This is a genomic window from Bradyrhizobium sp. 139 (genome assembly GCF_023074175.1).
Classification (GTDB): domain Bacteria; phylum Pseudomonadota; class Alphaproteobacteria; order Rhizobiales; family Xanthobacteraceae; genus Bradyrhizobium.
This window is the reverse complement of sequence record NZ_JADPKS010000073.1, coordinates 117,128-134,036: the sequence shown is the minus strand read 5'-3', so window position 1 is coordinate 134,036 and position 16,909 is coordinate 117,128. Positions and strand designations below refer to the sequence as shown.

General features: G+C 63.7%; 12 protein-coding genes. 8 read left to right on the top strand and 4 right to left on the bottom strand.

Annotation, left to right across the window (positions count from 1 at the left end; all coding sequences use genetic code 11):
- Positions 1–98: 98 nt before the first annotated feature.
- Positions 99–1,358 carry an adenylate/guanylate cyclase domain-containing protein gene (locus IVA80_RS17590; RefSeq protein ID WP_247432634.1) on the top strand — a complete coding sequence of 420 codons (1,260 nt, stop codon included), beginning with the start codon at positions 99–101 and terminating at the stop codon, positions 1,356–1,358.
- Positions 1,359–1,376: 18 nt separating this feature from the next.
- Here the strand turns inward: IVA80_RS17590 and IVA80_RS17585 are convergent, their stop codons facing one another.
- A complete protein-coding gene (locus IVA80_RS17585) occupies positions 1,377–2,621 on the bottom strand; it encodes an MFS transporter (protein ID WP_247432631.1) in 1,245 nt (414 codons plus the stop codon).
- Positions 2,622–2,787: 166 nt separating this feature from the next.
- Here IVA80_RS17585 and IVA80_RS17580 point away from each other — a divergent pair, with 166 nt between their 5' ends.
- The 5 genes from IVA80_RS17580 (at position 2,788) to IVA80_RS17560 (ending at position 12,361) form a co-directional block, all read left to right on the top strand.
- Positions 2,788–4,140: an Nramp family divalent metal transporter gene (locus IVA80_RS17580; protein WP_247432627.1), complete on the top strand. Its 1,353-nt coding sequence runs from the start codon at positions 2,788–2,790 to the stop codon at positions 4,138–4,140.
- Between the two features lie 621 nt (positions 4,141–4,761).
- Positions 4,762–7,785 (top strand): adenylate/guanylate cyclase domain-containing protein, encoded by a 3,024-nt coding sequence (locus IVA80_RS17575; RefSeq protein ID WP_247432624.1) that lies wholly within the window; start codon positions 4,762–4,764, stop codon positions 7,783–7,785.
- Complete coding sequence (locus IVA80_RS17570) at positions 7,782–9,065, top strand: cytochrome P450 (RefSeq protein WP_247432621.1); 1,284 nt, start codon at positions 7,782–7,784, stop codon at positions 9,063–9,065. Before IVA80_RS17575 ends, IVA80_RS17570 begins: the two co-directional genes overlap by 4 nt.
- Before the next feature lie 18 nt (positions 9,066–9,083).
- Positions 9,084–10,895, top strand: a complete 1,812-nt coding sequence (locus IVA80_RS17565) for a hypothetical protein (protein WP_247432618.1) — start codon at positions 9,084–9,086, stop codon at positions 10,893–10,895.
- Complete coding sequence (locus tag IVA80_RS17560) at positions 10,892–12,361, top strand: Dyp-type peroxidase domain-containing protein (RefSeq protein ID WP_247432615.1); 1,470 nt, start codon at positions 10,892–10,894, stop codon at positions 12,359–12,361. Before IVA80_RS17565 ends, IVA80_RS17560 begins: the two co-directional genes overlap by 4 nt.
- Positions 12,362–12,416: 55 nt before the next feature.
- Here the strand turns inward: IVA80_RS17560 and IVA80_RS17555 are convergent, their stop codons facing one another.
- The 3 genes from IVA80_RS17555 to hemB all read right to left on the bottom strand — a co-directional run bounded on the left by IVA80_RS17555 (position 12,417) and on the right by hemB (position 15,182).
- Complete coding sequence (locus tag IVA80_RS17555; protein ID WP_247432612.1) at positions 12,417–13,193, bottom strand: arginyltransferase; 777 nt, start codon at positions 13,191–13,193, stop codon at positions 12,417–12,419.
- A 122-nt stretch (positions 13,194–13,315) separates the two neighbouring features.
- Positions 13,316–13,855 (bottom strand): RDD family protein, encoded by a 540-nt coding sequence (locus IVA80_RS17550; protein WP_247432609.1) that lies wholly within the window; start codon positions 13,853–13,855, stop codon positions 13,316–13,318.
- Positions 13,856–14,123: 268 nt separating this feature from the next.
- A complete protein-coding gene (gene hemB / locus IVA80_RS17545; RefSeq protein WP_247432606.1) occupies positions 14,124–15,182 on the bottom strand; it encodes a porphobilinogen synthase in 1,059 nt (352 codons plus the stop codon).
- Between the two features lie 138 nt (positions 15,183–15,320).
- Between hemB and IVA80_RS17540 the strand changes: the two genes are divergently transcribed.
- On the top strand, positions 15,321–15,824 hold the full coding sequence (locus IVA80_RS17540) for a DUF6163 family protein (protein ID WP_247432603.1): 504 nt from the start codon (positions 15,321–15,323) through the stop codon (positions 15,822–15,824).
- 520 nt (positions 15,825–16,344) lie between these two features.
- A complete protein-coding gene (locus IVA80_RS17535) occupies positions 16,345–16,863 on the top strand; it encodes a MarR family winged helix-turn-helix transcriptional regulator (RefSeq protein ID WP_007603420.1) in 519 nt (172 codons plus the stop codon).
- The last annotated feature ends 46 nt before the right edge of the window (positions 16,864–16,909 follow it).

Here is a 16,909-nt window from a genome sequence, read left to right as displayed (position 1 = left end):
TCCGCGACATATTCGACCTGCAAGGGATGGGAGCCTTGCGCACGGCACGGGCGTGGCTTGCGCCTTTCGCTCGTCACGAATGCACGCCATAATGGCGCATGCAATTAACCTCGCGCCTTGCGCTGATGAACTGGCTGACCGGTCAGGGGCTCACCGGCCTGCCCGAAAACGAACTGCTCCGCGGCTTCTGTGAGCGCTGCCGCGCCGAAGGGCTGGAACTGTCGCGCGGGCTCGTCGTCATCGACACACTGCATCCGATCTATGAGGGCCGTGGCTTCCGCTGGAGCGACCGGCCGAGCAACGAGAGCGACGCGTTTGAATACGGCTCGACCGCCGAGGGCGACGCTGCGAAGAGCTGGCGCCGCTCGGTGTTCTTCCACATGCTCGAGCACGGCCACGACGAGGTGGTGATTGATCTCGCCGATGCGCCGTCGATGGATTTTTCGCAGATCGGCGAGCTCGCCGAAAAAGGCCACAAGCACTACCTCGCGTTCGTGCATCGCTTCGGCGAGAACGGCGCGCTCGGCCTGATGGACTGCCTCTATTCCTGCTGGACCACGCGCCGCGATAGCGGCTTCTCCGAACCCGAGCTCGAAGCTCTGCGCGATCTCGTGCCGGTGCTGGGGCTCGCGATCAAGTCGGCGCAGCAGGTCGACATCGCGCGCACATTGGGGCGCGTCTATCTTGGCCGGGACGCCTCCGAGCAGGTCCTGCGCGGGCGCATCTCGCGCGGCGTCACCGAGCGCATCAACGCGGTGCTGTGGTATTCGGATTTGCGCGGCTCGACCGGGATCAGCGAGAGCATCGGCCCCGACGAGATCATTCCGTTCCTCAACGATTATGCCCAGGCCGTGATCGACGCGATCCACGATGCCGGGGGCGACGTGCTGAAGCTGATCGGCGACGGCGTGCTCGCGATGTTCTGGGGGGAGGACATGGCGGATGCGCGGCGCGCTGCGCTGCGCGCCGAGCATCTGTTCCGCAAGAACGTCGCTGCGCTGAACGAGCGGCGGGAGGCCGATGGCCGTCCCACAACGTCGGCCTACATCGGTCTGCATGTCGGCGAAGTCTTTTACGGCAACATCGGCAGCGAGGACCGGCTCGACTTCACCGTCGTCGGCCCGACCGTCAACGAGGTCAGCCGCATCGCCTCGATGAGTCGTTCGGTCGACCGCGAGCTCCTGGCTTCGGCCGAGTTTTACAAGGGTCTCGACGCCGCCGGCCGCCGTTATCTCGTCTCCACCGGCCGCTACGCGCTGCGCGGCATCGGCCGCGCGCAGGATCTCTACACGCTCGATCCCGAGGTCGATGCGAGCGAGCCGGTGACCGGGAGCTACGAGCGGTATCTGGCGGGTTAGGCTGACTGCTCCATCACACTAACACCGCGCCGGCACTTCGTCCCCTACCATTGCCGGCTGCCGATCCAGCGCCACTGCGGGCGAAAGCCAAATGACCAGCGCCTGCACGCCGAACACGGCGGCTGCGAGATACAGGCACGCTTCCGCGCTCCAGAAGCCGCCAACGATCGCGCCCAGCGCCGAGCCGAGCGGGCGGGCGCCATAGCTCATGATGTTGATGGCGGAGACGCGTCCGAGCAGGCGCGGCGGCGTCACGGACTGGCGCAAGGTCGTGGTCGAGATCACCCAGAGGATGGGCCCGACGCCGAGCAGGAAGAAGCTTAAAGCCGCAAGCCAGGGCGAGGGGACCAGCACCGTCAACGCCATCACCACCGCGGCGACAAAACCGGTGACCGGGCCGAGACCGACCACCGTGCCGAAGGCGATGCGCTTCATCACGCGGGTGGCAAACAGCGCGCCGATCACCATGCCGACGCCGTACATCGTCAGTACTGTGCCGACGCCGGCCGCAGTCAGGCCGAGATGGCGCACCGCATAGGGCACGAACACCGCGATCTGCAAGAACCATCCAGTGTTGAAGATGAATTGGGTGATGAACACCGGCCGCAGCAGCGGATGATGAAACACGAAGGCGGCGCCCTCGCGGATGTCCTGGAACGGATGGCGCCGCGGCACCGGTGCGCGCGCAGGCTCGTAGATGCCGGAGAGCAGCACCACGGCTGCGGCCGAAAGCGCCGCGGCAAAGCCGAAGGCCGGGCTCGCGCCCCACCAGCCGACCAGCGCGCCGCCGAGCGCAGGCCCGCTTGCAAAGGCGACGGTGCGGGCGAGCTCGATACGGGCATTTGCCGATGGCAACAGCTCCGCGCTCACCAGCGAGGGCACCAGGGCCGGCGCCGCCACGCTGTAGACGACGGTGCCGCATACGGCGGCAAAGCCGAGCAGTGCGAGAAGCGGCAAGTTGAGCGCGCCGAATGTGAGCAGCAGCACGATGCTCGCAAGCGCGACCGCTCGCAGCGCTTCGGCACCCGCCATCAGCGAGCGGCGGGAGATGCGGTCGGCGAGCAGGCCGGCCGGAATGGCGAACAGGACAAAAGGCAGGGTGAGGGCGGTCTGGAGCAGGCCGGTCTGGCCTTCCGCGACGCCCAGCGTGAGCACCGCGACGATGGGGGCTGCGGCCAGCGCGATCTGCTCGGCCGACTGGGCCGCGAGGTTGGACCAGGCGAGGCGGTTGAATGTCTCGGGGAGGCGCGGGGGATTTGACATGGCTCATTTCCTGCAAAGTCGAGTTGGCGCCAGTATCCGCTCCCAGGGAGCGCCAAACCCACCCGCTTCCCGACAGGGGGCGAATAAACGCCGTGCCGGGAACTCACACGGCTAGATGCAGTTGCAAATGAGTTGCAATAAGCCTCGACTTCGGTATTCTCGTCCCATGGATGCTCGTTCACCCGATTTGACCCGAGATGCCGCCGGCTGGCGCGCCGATGCGCCGACCACCAAGAGCCTCGCTGAGGTGAACGCCACGGTTGCCATTCCCACGGCGGGGGCGTGGTGGCGGCGGTTGCTTGCCTTTGTCGGCCCGGGCTATCTGGTCTCGGTCGGCTACATGGACCCCGGCAACTGGGCGACCGACCTCGCCGGTGGGTCGAAGTTCGGCTACACGCTGCTCTCGGTCATCCTGCTCTCGAATTTGATGGCGATCCTGCTCCAGTCGCTCGCGGCGCGGCTCGGCATCGTCACCGACCGCGACCTCGCGCAGGCCTGCCGCGCGACCTATTCGCCCGCGGTGAACATGCTGCTCTGGCTCGCCTGCGAGGCGGCGATCATCGCGTGCGATCTCGCCGAGGTCATCGGCACGGCGATTGCGCTCAAGCTGCTGTTCGGCATTCCCCTGATCGGCGGCGCGCTGCTCGCAGCGCTCGATGCGTTCCTGCTTCTCGTCTTGATGAATCGCGGCTTCCGTTTCCTGGAGGCTTTCGTCATTGCGCTTCTGGTCGTGATCGCGGCTTGCTTCACAATCCAGATTGCCGCCGCGGCGCCGCCAGTTGCCGAGATGTTGAGGGGCTTCGTGCCGTCGACGGAGGTCTTCACCAATCCAGAAATGCTCTACATCGCGATCGGCATCATCGGTGCGACCGTGATGCCGCATAATCTCTATCTGCACTCCTCGATCGTGCAGACGCGCGCCTATCAGCGCAACGATACCGGCCGTCGCGAGGCGATCAGATGGGCGACGACGGACTCGACCATCGCCTTGATGCTGGCGCTGTTCATCAACGCCGCCATCCTCGTCGTCGCCGCGGCAACGTTCCACAAGACCGGCCATTCGGACGTCGCCGAGATCGGCCAGGCCTTCGAGCTGCTCTCGCCCTTGCTGGGTCTGGGCATCGCTTCAACATTGTTCGCAGTGGCGCTGCTCGCTTCCGGCCTCAACTCGACTGTGACGGCGACGCTCGCCGGCCAGATCGTGATGGAAGGCTTTCTCGATCTGCGCCTGCCGAGCTGGGCGCGTCGCCTGCTCACGCGCGGCATCGCCATCATTCCGGTGATCGTCGTCACGGCGATCTATGGCGAGCGCGGCACGGCGGATTTGCTGGTGTTCAGCCAGGTCGTGCTGTCGATGCAGCTGCCCTTCGCGGTGATCCCGCTGGTGCGCTTCGTCTCCGACCGCCGCAAGATGGGCAAGTTCGCGATACCCACGTCCGTTGCCGCGATCGCGTGGATCGTCGCAGGCGTCATCGTGGTTTTGAACGTGAAGCTGCTGGTGGATACCCTGTTCGGGTGAGATCAGACCAGGCGGCCACTTGATCACCTGTCCAAAACAGCCGTTTCGGACCGCTAACGACCCGATTTCCCGAAAGCACGATGAGTGCGGCGCACGCTGACGGCTGTTCTTGGATTTAGTGAACTGCCCCACTTTTCAATTTATACGGGACGCGTATACTCGCTCGCAATTGTTGGTGAGACGTAGTGCTGTGGCGCGTAGAATGATGTTGTTTGCTTCAGGATTGATTTCGCTCCCTGCGGGATGATCGGCGGCCCGCGCCGGGTGAAATGCGCCGATTGCATTTCTCCGGACATATTTATCGTTGTGCGCGAACTCCGTCGGCGCGCGAAACTGTTATTAAATCTTGGTTTGATCCACGGCTTATTTTCCTGCTGCGCGGGTTCACGTCCGGGAGGGGACGATGATCAGGCCAGATAGCATTGGTTGTTTCAGTGAATTCATTGATGAGTGGGTGCGGCCGTGACCAGGTGTCCCAGCTGTTCGGCCCGCGTTGCCCGCGAGCATCGCTTTTGCTCTCAATGCGGCGCGGGTCTCAATCGTAACGCGGAGGAGCCCGGCAGCCCGGATCGGGACACGCGCGTCGTCTCGCTGAGTGACCATCCGCCCTTGCGATCAAAGATGCTGACCGAACACAAGCAGGTCAGCGTGCTGTTCGCCGACGTTTGCGACTCGACCTACCTGCTGCAGCATGCCGACCCCGAGGAAGCTCGCAACTATCTCGGCAAGGCGCTGGATCAACTGGCCGAGGCGGTCGAGACCTACGGCGGCACGGTAAGCCAGTTGCTCGGCGATGGGCTCGTCGCCTTGTTCGGTGCGCCCCTGGCGCATGAAGATCACGCGCTACGTGCGTGCCTTGCAGCCCTCAAGATGCAGAGAGCAACCATTCCCGGCAATGACGCGCAGGGCGTCGCAAGTCCGACGCTGCGGATCGGTATCAATTCGGGAGAGGTGCTGGTCGGGGTCGTCGGACAATACGGATGGTCGCACTACGGTGCGGATGGCAAGACGATCCACCTTGCGTCACGGCTCGAAGGGATGGCTCCGCAAGGCGGCATCCTCATCAGCGCCGCGACGCAACGGCTTGTTGCCCAGCAGATCGAAACGCGGTCGGTGGGGACTCGGCTCATACGCGGATTGGACGAGCCGATCGAACTTCACGAGGTCGTGGTCGAGACTGAAAGTTCGGCAGCCGCGCCGCTGACGCGCAAGCAACGCTGGGCGCCCCTGATCGGACGCGAAGATTCCTTGCGGATCCTGGCCGGGGACCTTGAGGTCGTTCGAAAGGGGGGAATGCGAACGATCGGGCTATGCGGCGATGCCGGGATAGGAAAATCCCGCTTGATCGCCGACTGGACGGCTGCCCTTGCGAGCGAGGGTATGAAGGTCTGCGTTTCGCAGGCGAGAGGGTATGCGAGCACGCGCGCCTACAGCACCGCCGCGGATCTGATCGCGAACCTGGTCGGGTTGGCGCAAATGAACGCGACAGACGTGCGGCAATCCGCCAGGCAGGCCGTGGTCGAGGGATGGCCTGCCGAGGGCGCGGACCATCTCGCGGCGGTCAGCGACTTGTTGGGGCTGGCGGCGCCCGACCGGGCCTGGCTGGCGCTGAACCCGGTGCAACGACGGCGCCGCATTGGCGAGGCACTGCTGTGGCTGGTGCGCGGGCGCGCACAGTCCGGCCCATTCGCGCTGGTGCTCGAGGACGTTTTCCTGGCCGATCGCGAGAGCCTAAGATTGTTCGAGGCGTTGCTTCCGAAGCTTCAGGGGCTGCCGGTTCTGGTTTGCGTCAGCTATCGGCCCGATTTCGACCATCAGTGGCGACGTGCGCCCTGGTTCGCAGAGCGCATGATCGAGCCTCTACGCGACGGCGAGATGCTCAGACTTGCGCGTGCCTTGCTGGGGGACGATCCATCCGTGCTCGGCGTCATGAGCGAACTGGTCGCTCGCGCCGACGGCAATCCCTTCTTCCTGGAGCAATTGGTTATCACGCTGATCGATGACGGATCGCTCGAGGGAACGCCTGGTGCCTACCGCCTACGGAGACCTCTCGGAGAGCTGCGCGTGCCGGGCTCCATCGCCGCGGTCATCGGCGCACGGACAGACAGGCTGCCCGAAGCGGCCAAGTCTGCGCTCGAGGCTGCGGCCATCCTAGGTGATCCCATCACGCGCGACTTGATCGCCACGATGCAGGCCGTGGACATTGCGCGGGCCGAAGAATTGCTCGGTCTTTGCGTCGCGTCCGGATTGCTGACGGGTCCCGAGCAGACCAGCGTATCGCTCGAGCCGCACGCATTCGCGTTCCGGCACGCGCTGGTGCGCGACGTCGTGCTCGGGGTGCTCACGCGTGGCAGGCTCAAGGCGCTGCACCGACAGGCCTTCCTGGCGCTGCACGCGCAGCCGGGGGCCGCGGATGCCGATGCGGCGCCGGCGTTGGCGCATCATTCCTTCAAGGGCGAGGAATGGGAGCAGGCAGCGAAGTTCGCCATCAAGTCGATGGCGCGAGCCATCTCGCATTCGGCCAATCAGGAAGCCCTCCAATTGTTCGAGAAGGGTGTCCAGGCGGCCCGGCGTGTCGACGGCGCCTCGACTGCGCAAGCCCTTGAGCTTGCGCTTCGACTGGAGGCCATCGGGGCAATGCTGGCCCTCGGGCAGATCGACGACATCTTCAGCAACATGGAGAGGGCTGAAGCCATTGCCGCGCAACTGAACGACCAGCGCGCACGAGCGGCGGTTTCGACCGAGACCGCGGTGTTTCTCTGGATGCGCGGACGTTTCGAGCAAGGCCTGCGCTACGCTTCGCAGGGCCTGGAAGCGGCCCGCCTTGCACAGCGTCGCCACATGATGATGGCTGCGCATCAGACGCGCCTCATGCATCTGCATGCCCTCGGGCGGTACGCGGAAGCGGCCGTCGAAGGCAACGTCCTGCTGTCCGATTACGGTCCGGAACTGTCGGGGCACTACGTCCAGCCCGGATGGGCCGCCATCCCCATCATCAACCTGTATGCGTTTCACGCCAGCACGCTCTGGCGTCTCGGGGACAGCGAAGCCGCCAGCGCCTTCTGCACCAAGGCCTACCACATACTGTCGGACATCAACCACCCTTACTCCCGTCTGCTGATCGATACCGTCCAATCGCAGATATGGATCGAGAACGAGCAGCTCGATCGCGCGGAACCCATGATGCGCATGGGCCTGCAGCAATGCCTGACGCACAACGTGCCGACCATGCTTTCCGTTTGTACGGGCGTTCTCGGTAGCGCGCTTGCACGCAATGGCAAGGCTGCCGAAGCGGTACCCATGCTGGAAAAGGGATTCGCCGACCGAATCTACGACGCCGCCGGTCCCTACGGCAGGACGTTCATGCGTGTGAGCCTGGGTGTCGCCTATCGCAAGCTCGGACGGCTGGACGATGCGATCGCGGTCGGGCGCAAGGCGGTCGAGCAGGCTGCTGAAGAATACGGCCACCAGACCGAAGCTCTGTACGAGTTCGCCGAAACGTTGCGGCACGCCGGCGATCAGGCCGGGGCCGAAGCGCATTTCAGGCGCGCCGCGGCGGCGGCCGAGCGTTTGGGCATGCCCCACTATCAAAGACGGGCCGCGGCGGCCCTGGCGGATTGGCGGAAGGATGGGCACGCAGCATGAAGATTTCAGCTGGCACTCCCGATGCAATGCCGCCGGGGCTCCGCCGCCTCTTCTACGGCATCTTTTGTTGGGCTAATCGTCATCCGGGCGCTTTGCGCGTGTTCGGTGCAGTACTTCGGCGCTGGCCGTTCGTCGGCGGTTGGTTGGGCATGGCGGCCCGCGCCAACGCTGTCAAAGCGGTGCTGACGAGACCGAACAGTTTCTCCAACAGGGCACACGCGCCCAACCTGTCGGCTGGTGACTATCTGATCGGCATGGATCCCGGCCCCACCTATAACACGGACAGGCGTTTGCTGGATGATCGGCTGGCCGTCCTGAAAGCGACATTGCCGGCTGCAGCCGACACGGCGGTTCAGATCCAAGTTCAGGCCCTCAAGCCGTACGGGAACAAGCCGTTTGATCTCATCGACGATTACCTGATGTGGATCGTGTTTCACGCCATGTATCCCTTGTTCGGGGCGGCCACGGACAGGGTGGCGGCCGGCGCGACCGGAAACCTCAATGACCTCGGACTGCAACGGCAATATCTCCTCGAGATCCGCTATGTGGCGGGACAATTGCTGTCCGGCAGCTCGGCAACGCTAAGGATTCAACGACGGGCAGAGCTCTGCGCCGATGCGCTGCGTGCGCGCATCGCCGACGTGAACGGCGACATTCAGGGTGCGTGGGGTGTAAACGGCCCCGTTAACGTGATCAGCCGAAACGCAGTCGGCCTTGCGTGGATTTCGCATCCGGTCACGGTGCAGTCGGGAGCACTGGCCGTACAGGAGCTGCTTGGCCGGCCCAAGGTTCACAGGGTGCTGCGGGCGGAAGCCCGGCGGCTCGGGACAGACGCGGTCTGGCAGGACACGGCGTTCCGCGACCTCGTTCGCAACCACGTGCTCGAGCTCATGCGCTTCCGCCCGATTTTTCCGCTGCTCGCGCGCGACGTGCCGCGCGACACGGAATTCGAGACGGGCGCGCGGCACAATGCAACGTGCCCCGCCGGCGGAAAGATGGCGATCTGGTCGATTGCGGCCATGTTCGATTCCGATGTGAAGAAGGACGTCAGCCAATTCTGTCCTGCGCGCAAATGGGGCAACGACGAGGATCTACGCTGGCTGATGTTCGGATATGGCACGCGGCAATGTCCCGCCATGGTTTACGCAGTCGATATCCTGACCAGCGCGCTGATTGGCCTGTTGACCCGGCCTGGAGAGCTGCAGCTGGCGCGCGGCGAGGGACAAGCCATCGCTTACGACGGAGCGCTCATGTCGCGCATGCGCGTGCGTTTCACCTAGCAGGCCGGAGGGACAAGCATGCTCGAAATCGTCCGCCAGCAGATGATCTGCATCCTCGTGCCGGGCTGGGACGGCACGACCGATCTTTCGGAATCAGGCAGTGTCTGCAATGCGCTGGACGCCCTGTTCGAGGAGGTCGAGGTGGTTCAGTTCGCCTCCATCGCACTGTTGCCGGCGAGGGTGGACGCGAAGGACTCCAGGCCGTCGTTGATGCTCGAGCTTGCCATCGAAGAAGGCATCACTCCCTACGATATGCTCTATAGGCTCGTTTATCATGCAAGCGGTGCGATGTGGTCGCTCTACAGCTCGTTCTGGCCCGGCGATGCCACAGCGCTGCAGAGCGAGCGCAACAACAAATTGCTCGAAAAGCTGATGGCGGGCGTCAGCATCGCCGATGGCGGCTTCATCGGCGCTCGCGACCGAACGGCCCGACAAATCAAGAAGGAGCAGGAGCTGCTTCAATGGACGCGGGACCAAGCGCGGGCCATGAAGGCAACGAAGCAGTACGGCGATGATCGCGCAGCGTTCGCGCTGGCGCTCGCACAGCGGGCATTTGATGAGCCGCGCTTCGACTGGGCGCTTGATCCGGCGCCGCGATCCTACTGGCGCGGGAAAGGCGCGGGCATCTTGGCAAAAGTCGGCTATGTGCTGGCGATCTTCGTGCTGTATCTGGCCGCGGTCTGGCTGGTGGGCGCTGTGCCGCGTGGCGTGCTCGGCATCTACACCTGGCTGTTCGGCGCGCCATATTCCGGCGTGCAGGCCGTGGTGGACGCCGTTTGCAAGGCGAGCGGCTGGGTGCTTGGTGTCAGCATTCGCGGTGCACTGGCGCTGGTCGGGCTCGGATATCTGGCATGGCTGTTCCTGGTCGCGCTGCCGGCGGTGTCCAAGTCGTGGCGGCGTTGGCTGAAGAGTGTGGGTCGTGAGCTCGACCGGCCCACGGAGACGTGGTCGTCATGGTCCACCTATTGGGTCGGCTGGATCGTCGGAGTGCCGTCCGTTGTGGCCGTCGTCGCATTCGCGCTGGTCTTCATCTTCTGTCCCGGGACGATCGTGGGCGCGTACCATGCATTGACCGCGAAATTCCTCGGATGGCAGATCATAGCCTTCATCATCCTCGCGATCGTCGCGTTGATCTGCGTCGTCGGCGTGCTGTCCCGGATCGATCAGCAGCTTGCGGCGGGCAACTGGTTCTTTCATCCCTACGAAGACGATGTGCCTCGGGCCCAACAGGTCTATACGTCGATCGACTATTGCGAAGGGCTGGTCGTCCACGAAACCGCGCACATGATCAGCCTGACGGATGTCCGTCGTCCGAACGGCTGGAATGCCTGGTGGATCCGGACGTCGTTGCGCATCGTGACACTGTTTGGACGTGTGTTCTTCACCGAGGGGCGGCTGGGTAGTGCGCCGGGCATTCATTTCGGCCACTGGCACATCATCGAGGAAGGACGCCGCTATCTGTTCTGCTCGAACTACGATGGTAGTTTCGGCGGCTATCTCGACGATTTCATCAATGGCGCCACGATCGGGACGACCTTGGCCTGGCGGTGGACCACGCTGAAGCCCCGTGAATCGGCGGCGATTGGCCAGCCTGCCGTCGAAGCGCCGCGCAGTTTCCCGCCGACGCGATTTATCGTGTTCCGGGGCGTGAGGTGTGAGCTGAAGTTCAAGTCCTATGCGCGCGACAGCATGCTTCCGCATATGTTTCGCTTCGACGCGCGCAAGGAAACGGTCGACCAGATCAATCTCGCCACCGGACTTCGCGACGCTCTGTTCGGGGAGCGCAACGACAGCAACGACGATCTGATCATGAGGGCCATCGAATCATGAAAGCGCAAGCGCCGCATCTCGCGAAGCAGTTCGGCGACATTCAGGGAATGCTGAGGAGCGGCTACGGCTGGCTGAAGAGCAGTCGATTCTTGCTGCTGACGATCAGGGAGGGGCAGGAGGAGGCGGCTCGGGCGTGGCTCGCAAAACTCGTCGAGAGCGGAGTGATCGCCAGCGCACATGACGTCGGGAAGTCGAGAACGCATCCGATCGAGAGGGCTGCGGCGATCGCGTTCAGCTTTTTAGGGCTCACAAAACTCGGATGCATGGAAACCAAAGAGCATCCATTCCCGACACCCTTCCGCAGTGGCATGGGCAGCGACGTGCGTGCGTTGCTTCTGAGGGACAATCCCCGCGAATGGCGTTGGTCCGATGTTGATGGTGCTGCCTGTGGTCCCGTGCATGTCCTGATTGCCGAGTGGACTCCAAAAGACGCCGGGCCCCTGATTTCGGATGTGGACGAGGCGGTGTTCTGCGTCATCAGGGTCGAGAACGATCCTTGCTCATTTCAGAAAATAAATGGCGAAAAGGAAGAGAAATTGATCGAGGCATTCGGGTTCCGCGACGGGCTCGCGCAACCCGTGATCCAGCGGCTAAGGCAGGACGATGGCGTCGGACTGAGCGAGGCGAGGACGGAGGCCGGTTCGCTGTATGACGATCGCGTCGTCTCAGCTGGAGAGTTCATCCTCGGCTATCGCAACGAATATGACGAACTCACCTATTGCCCGAATGTGGAGGGTTGGACGCAATCAGGTCGCGCCATACATCCCGGCGGCCGATTTGCTCTCAACGGAAGCTACCTGGCCGTGCGCCAGATCGAGCAGGACGTAGAGGCGTTCGATGCCTTTCGGGCGGCGAACGGTCAAGGCATCTGTGAGAAGCTGATGGGCCGCCAGGCCAATGGTTTGCCGCTCGGGTGGACGTCCAACCCGAAAAAGCCAACGTCGGATTCGAAAGCTGACGCATTTCGCTATCGCGTCGAGGACGCCAACGGTTTCATTTGTCCGAAGGGGGCGCACGTTCGCCGGGTGAATCCGAGGGATACGCTGGGCGTCGATGTCCAATCGAGCATCAGGTCGACCAAGCTGCACAGGCTGCTTCGCCGTGGCCGGCCGTATCGCGAGCAGAGTAACGGCAAGACGCACAAGGGCATCTTCTTCATCGCCTGCAATGCGGATATCGAGCGGCAGTTCGAGTTCGTCCAGCAGCGCTGGGTGCGGAAACCGGGGTTCGTGAACCTCCACGCGGACGATCCGCTTGTCGGATCGTCCGACCCCAAGACCTTCCCAAAGGCCTTGTCCATGCCGGGCCTGCCGAGCGGTGAAGAGGTCTCGCTGGCGAGCTTCACGACAACGCTGGGAGGGGGCTACTTCTTCCTGCCAGGAATTGCGGCGCTCAATTTCATCGTCGGCAATGAGAGCGCTTCGAAGTCCCCGGGATCGGAGGTCGCTGAAGCCGCTGCGTCCTGAAAGCGACGGCTCATGTCGGCGCCGTGCGCACACGACGCACGAACTTGTCGTTACGTTAATCCTGCGGCTCGGACGCCGCATCGCCTTGCGCGTCGATGCGCAGCCAGCCGGAAGGCGCGAGGCGCTGCTGCGGCAGGAAGCGGGCCTTGTAGTCCATCTTCTTGGAACCCTCGATCCAGTAACCGAGATAGACGTAAGGCAGGCCTTGCCGGCGGGCGCGGGCGATGTGGTCGAGGATCATGAAGGTGCCCATCGAGCGGCTGACCTGGCTCGGCTCGAAGAACGAGTAGACCATGGACAGGCCGTCGCTGAGCACGTCGGTCAGCGCCACCGCGATCAGCTCCTCGCCACGGCCGGTGATGCCGCTATCGGGGCCGCGCTTGCGGTACTCGATGATGCGGGTCTCGACATGGCTGTCCTCGACCATCATGGCGTAGTCGAGCACGGTCATGTCGGCCATGCCGCCATGGCGGTGACGGGAATCGAGATAGGCGCGGAACACTGAATATTGTTCGGAGGTCGGCACCGCGCTGCGCTGCTCACCGATGATGTCGGCGTTGCGGGCTATCACCTTGCGGAAGTTGCGGGAGGGGCGGAACTCGTTGGCAATCACCCGGACCGAGACGCAGGCGCGGCACTGGTCGCAGGCTGGCCGGTAGGCGATCGACTGGCTGCGGCGGAAGCCGCCATGGGTCAGGAGGTCGTTGAGATCACCGGCGCGCTCACCCACCAGGTGCGTAAACACCTTGCGCTCATGCCTGCCCGGCAGATAGGGGCACGGGGAGGGCGCCGTGAGGTAAAACTGGGGCGTATCGCGCGAGTGCTGGGTCAAGGGACGTCGTGGGCCTCCGAAGTGAGTATCAGCATCGCGCTACGCAAGCCCCCGGTCAATCGGTCTACTCGGCAGGTCAGATCAATCAGCTTAGTAGGTCCTGATTGATAGGTCCTTGATCGTCAGGGCCTGGCGGTCTGCGGCACAGGCGCGCGGACGGAATTGTTGATCACGACAGTTCCCAGCACGAAATCATGCAGGAGGCGTCGGCGGCCGTTGAACAGCCCGACCAGCACCACGAAAGGTGTCAGGAACGAGACCGTCACCCAGAACAGCACGGCATGGGTGGCGCCGAGCACGAAATAGCCGGGCGCGCCGTACCAGGTGCGCAACTCCAGGTCCATCACGCGCATGCCGATCGTCGCGGACGACGGACCGCCGATGCAGGCACCGTAATAGACGATGGCCCAGATCACGGAGGCCGGCCAGGCCAGCCAGAACAGCGCCCACCCTATGCCGAGCGTGACCACGCCGAACACGGCGATGAAGAGGTAGCCGAGGATCACCGGCACCGAGATCACGACCATGTCGATCAGGAAGGCGAACGCCCGCCGCGTCGCAACGCCGCGGAACAGCTCCGGATGCAGGGTGGGGTCGTAGGCGTGAGGCTGCGCCCCGCCGTCATTGCGCCAGGCGCCTGAACCACCCGAGTCATACGACATGATCCGTCCTCCCAGTCCGTCCTCCCAAGGGAAAACCTCAAGGGAGGACATGGGAACAGGCCATCCCTGTGCCAAGGGCGCACGGGTGTCAACAAGCCGAAATATTCTGGCGATTCGGGGGCGAAGGGAGGCAGGCCGTCAAGAGTTGTAGGGCGGGCAAGGGCGCCCCAGCGCCGTGCCCACCCTCATTCGCCGACTTTGTATTTGGTGGGCACGCTTCCGCCTTCGCTCGAGCTGCGGCGGACAAGTCGCTTTGCCCACCCGGCGATTACTGCGCCCGCAGCTTCTCCGCTATCTTCGGCGCGAAGTAGCTGAGCACGCCATCGGCGCCGGCGCGCTTGAACGCCAACAGGCTCTCCATCATCGCGCGCTCGCCGTCGAGCCAGCCGTTGTTGGCGGCGGCCGCGATCATCGCGTATTCGCCGGAGACCTGGTAGGCGAAGGTCGGCATCGCAAAGGTGTCCTTCACGCGGCGGACCACATCGAGATAGGGCATGCCAGGCTTCACCATCACCATGTCGGCGCCCTCGGAAATGTCGAGCTCGACCTCGCGGAGCGCTTCGTCAGTGTTGGCGCTGTCCATCTGGTAGGTACGCTTGTCGCCGGCGAGCGTCTTGGCCGAGCCGATGGCGTCGCGGAAGGGGCCGTAGAAGGCGGAGGCGTATTTGGCCGCATAGGCCATGATCTGCACATCGAGCAGACCGGAGCGGTCCAGCCCCGCGCGGATCGCGGCGACGCGGCCGTCCATCATGTCGGAGGGCGCGATGATGTCGCAGCCGGCTTCGGCCTGTACCAGCGCCTGGCGCACCAGCACCGCGACAGTCTCGTCGTTCAAAATCTTGCCGTTGGAGATCAGGCCGTCATGGCCGTGGCTGGTGAAGGGATCGAGCGCAACGTCGCAGAGGATGCCGATCTCCGGAAACTCCTTCTTGATCGCGCGCACCGCCTGGCAGACCAGATTGTTCGGATTGGTCGCTTCCGAGCCTTCCTCGTTGCGCAGCGACGGGTCGGTGTAGGGAAATAGCGCGATGCAGGGGATGGTAAGCTTCATGGCGCGCTCAGCCTCGCGCACGGCCTGGTCGACGCTGAGGCGGTCGATGCCCGGCATCGAGGCAATCTGCTCGCGCTTGTTGTTGCCGTCGATCAGGAACAGCGGCCAGATCAGATCGTCGGTGGTGAGGACGTTCTCGCGCACCATGCGCCGGGCCCATTCGGCCTTGCGGTTGCGGCGTGGTCGGACGGTCAGATCGAGGGCAGGGGAGGCCGCAGCGCCACCCGGGCGCGAAACCTCGCGCAGTTCGATCGGACGTCCGTATTTGATCGCCATCACTCTTCCTCCGGCTGGAATTATTCTTATACCAGCTCGCATGGTTCCCGTCACCGCGGCTTGACCTGCCGCAAGGCAAAATTGAAGTGATTTGGGCAGCCGATTGATTTTGCGGGGCGAAGCAGCCAGAAGGGGGCCATGTCCGAGATCTCCACCCGCGATGCGGCCCGCGACGGCGCCAGTGCCAGGGACGCCGTCAGAGACAACGCCAGAGACAACGCGATGTCGGTGGCGGCGATCTCGTCGGAGCGCGCCCAGTCCGACGACAATGTCTGGACGCGCCGGCTCGTGCTGTTCCTGCGGGTGATGGCGCTGCTGTCGATTCTGAAGGGCCTCTATCACTGGGCGCAAGTCACGGGCTTCGTCGGGGGCGAGGACGAGGCGTTCGAGAACCAGGCGATGGCCTGGCAGGCTGCCACCGTCTATTTCGCCGTGATCGAGCTCGTCGCCGCGGTCGGCCTGTGGCTCGCGACGCCCTGGGGCGCGGTGGTGTGGCTGACGACCGTGGTGTCGATGGCGGTGATTGAACTGATGTTCCCGGGCATCTACGGCGGCAGCCTGATCGTCGTCGGTGTCGAAGCCTTCATGCTCGCCGCCTATCTCGCGCTCGCCTGGATGGCCGCACGCGAGCGGCCGCCATAGGACGGCGACGCCGTCGACACTGCAAATACACTCGTGCCCGGACGTAGTGCAGCGCGCCGCATTTTCCGCGTGATGCGCTGCTGAGCCGGGGCCCATCGCTCCACGAACTGAGCTTTGGCACCTGGGTCCCGGCTCCGCGCTCCGCTTCGCTGCGCTTGTCCGGGACACAACAGTGTTGCTCTTGGTTGACCATTGGTTGCGTAAAATTTGCCGTAACTTTTCACTAACCAGCGCATTCCGCCACAGCTCTTACGCGCCCGTTTCGAAACGGAGCGGTCCTGTACTGGAATGCGACAGAGGTGGCGGACGGAGGGTGAACAGGACCTTGCGACGGTCAACAGACGGTTGCGAAAAGCCCTTGTGGCACAGGCTTAATCCGCAATTCACTGTCTTAAATTCATGATCTCTTTATTCTCTTATTTAAGCCGATCTTCAAACGGCCCCCTTAAGTTGCACCTATCAGGCGGGACACAAGTTTCGTCGAATGAGTGTCGATAAAAACGACAACAGGGGAAGTGTCATGATGAAAGCCGTCGCAACTGCGGCAGATACCGCAGAGCGCGTCTCCGGCCAGCAGGGTTCGGTGCAGACGCTCTATCTGGAAGCTTTGACTCTGGTGGAGCGGCTGCACCGCCGGCTCCTCGACGTCATCAAGGATGAATTCGATCGCCGCGGTCGTGCGGACATCAATTCGGTGCAGGCGCTCCTGCTCTACAACATCGGCGACAAGGAGCTGACCGCGGGCGAGCTGCGCACGCGCGGTTACTATCTCGGCTCCAACGTCTCCTACAATCTGAAGAAGCTCGTCGAGCTCGGCTTCCTTGATCATCAGCGCTCGCGCGTCGATCGCCGCTCGGTGCGCATCCGCCTGACCCCGCAGGGCCAGGAAGTCCGCCGCATCGTCGACTCTCTCTACCAGAAGCATGTCAAGACGGTGGAACAGGTCGGCGGCATTTCGGGCGAAGAGTTCTCGACGCTCAACAAGTCGCTGCACCGCCTCGAGCGGTTCTGGACCGACCAGATCCTGTATCGTCTCTGAGTTCCTTTTGACGGGACTTGGCCAAGCCGGCCACAACAAGACCGGC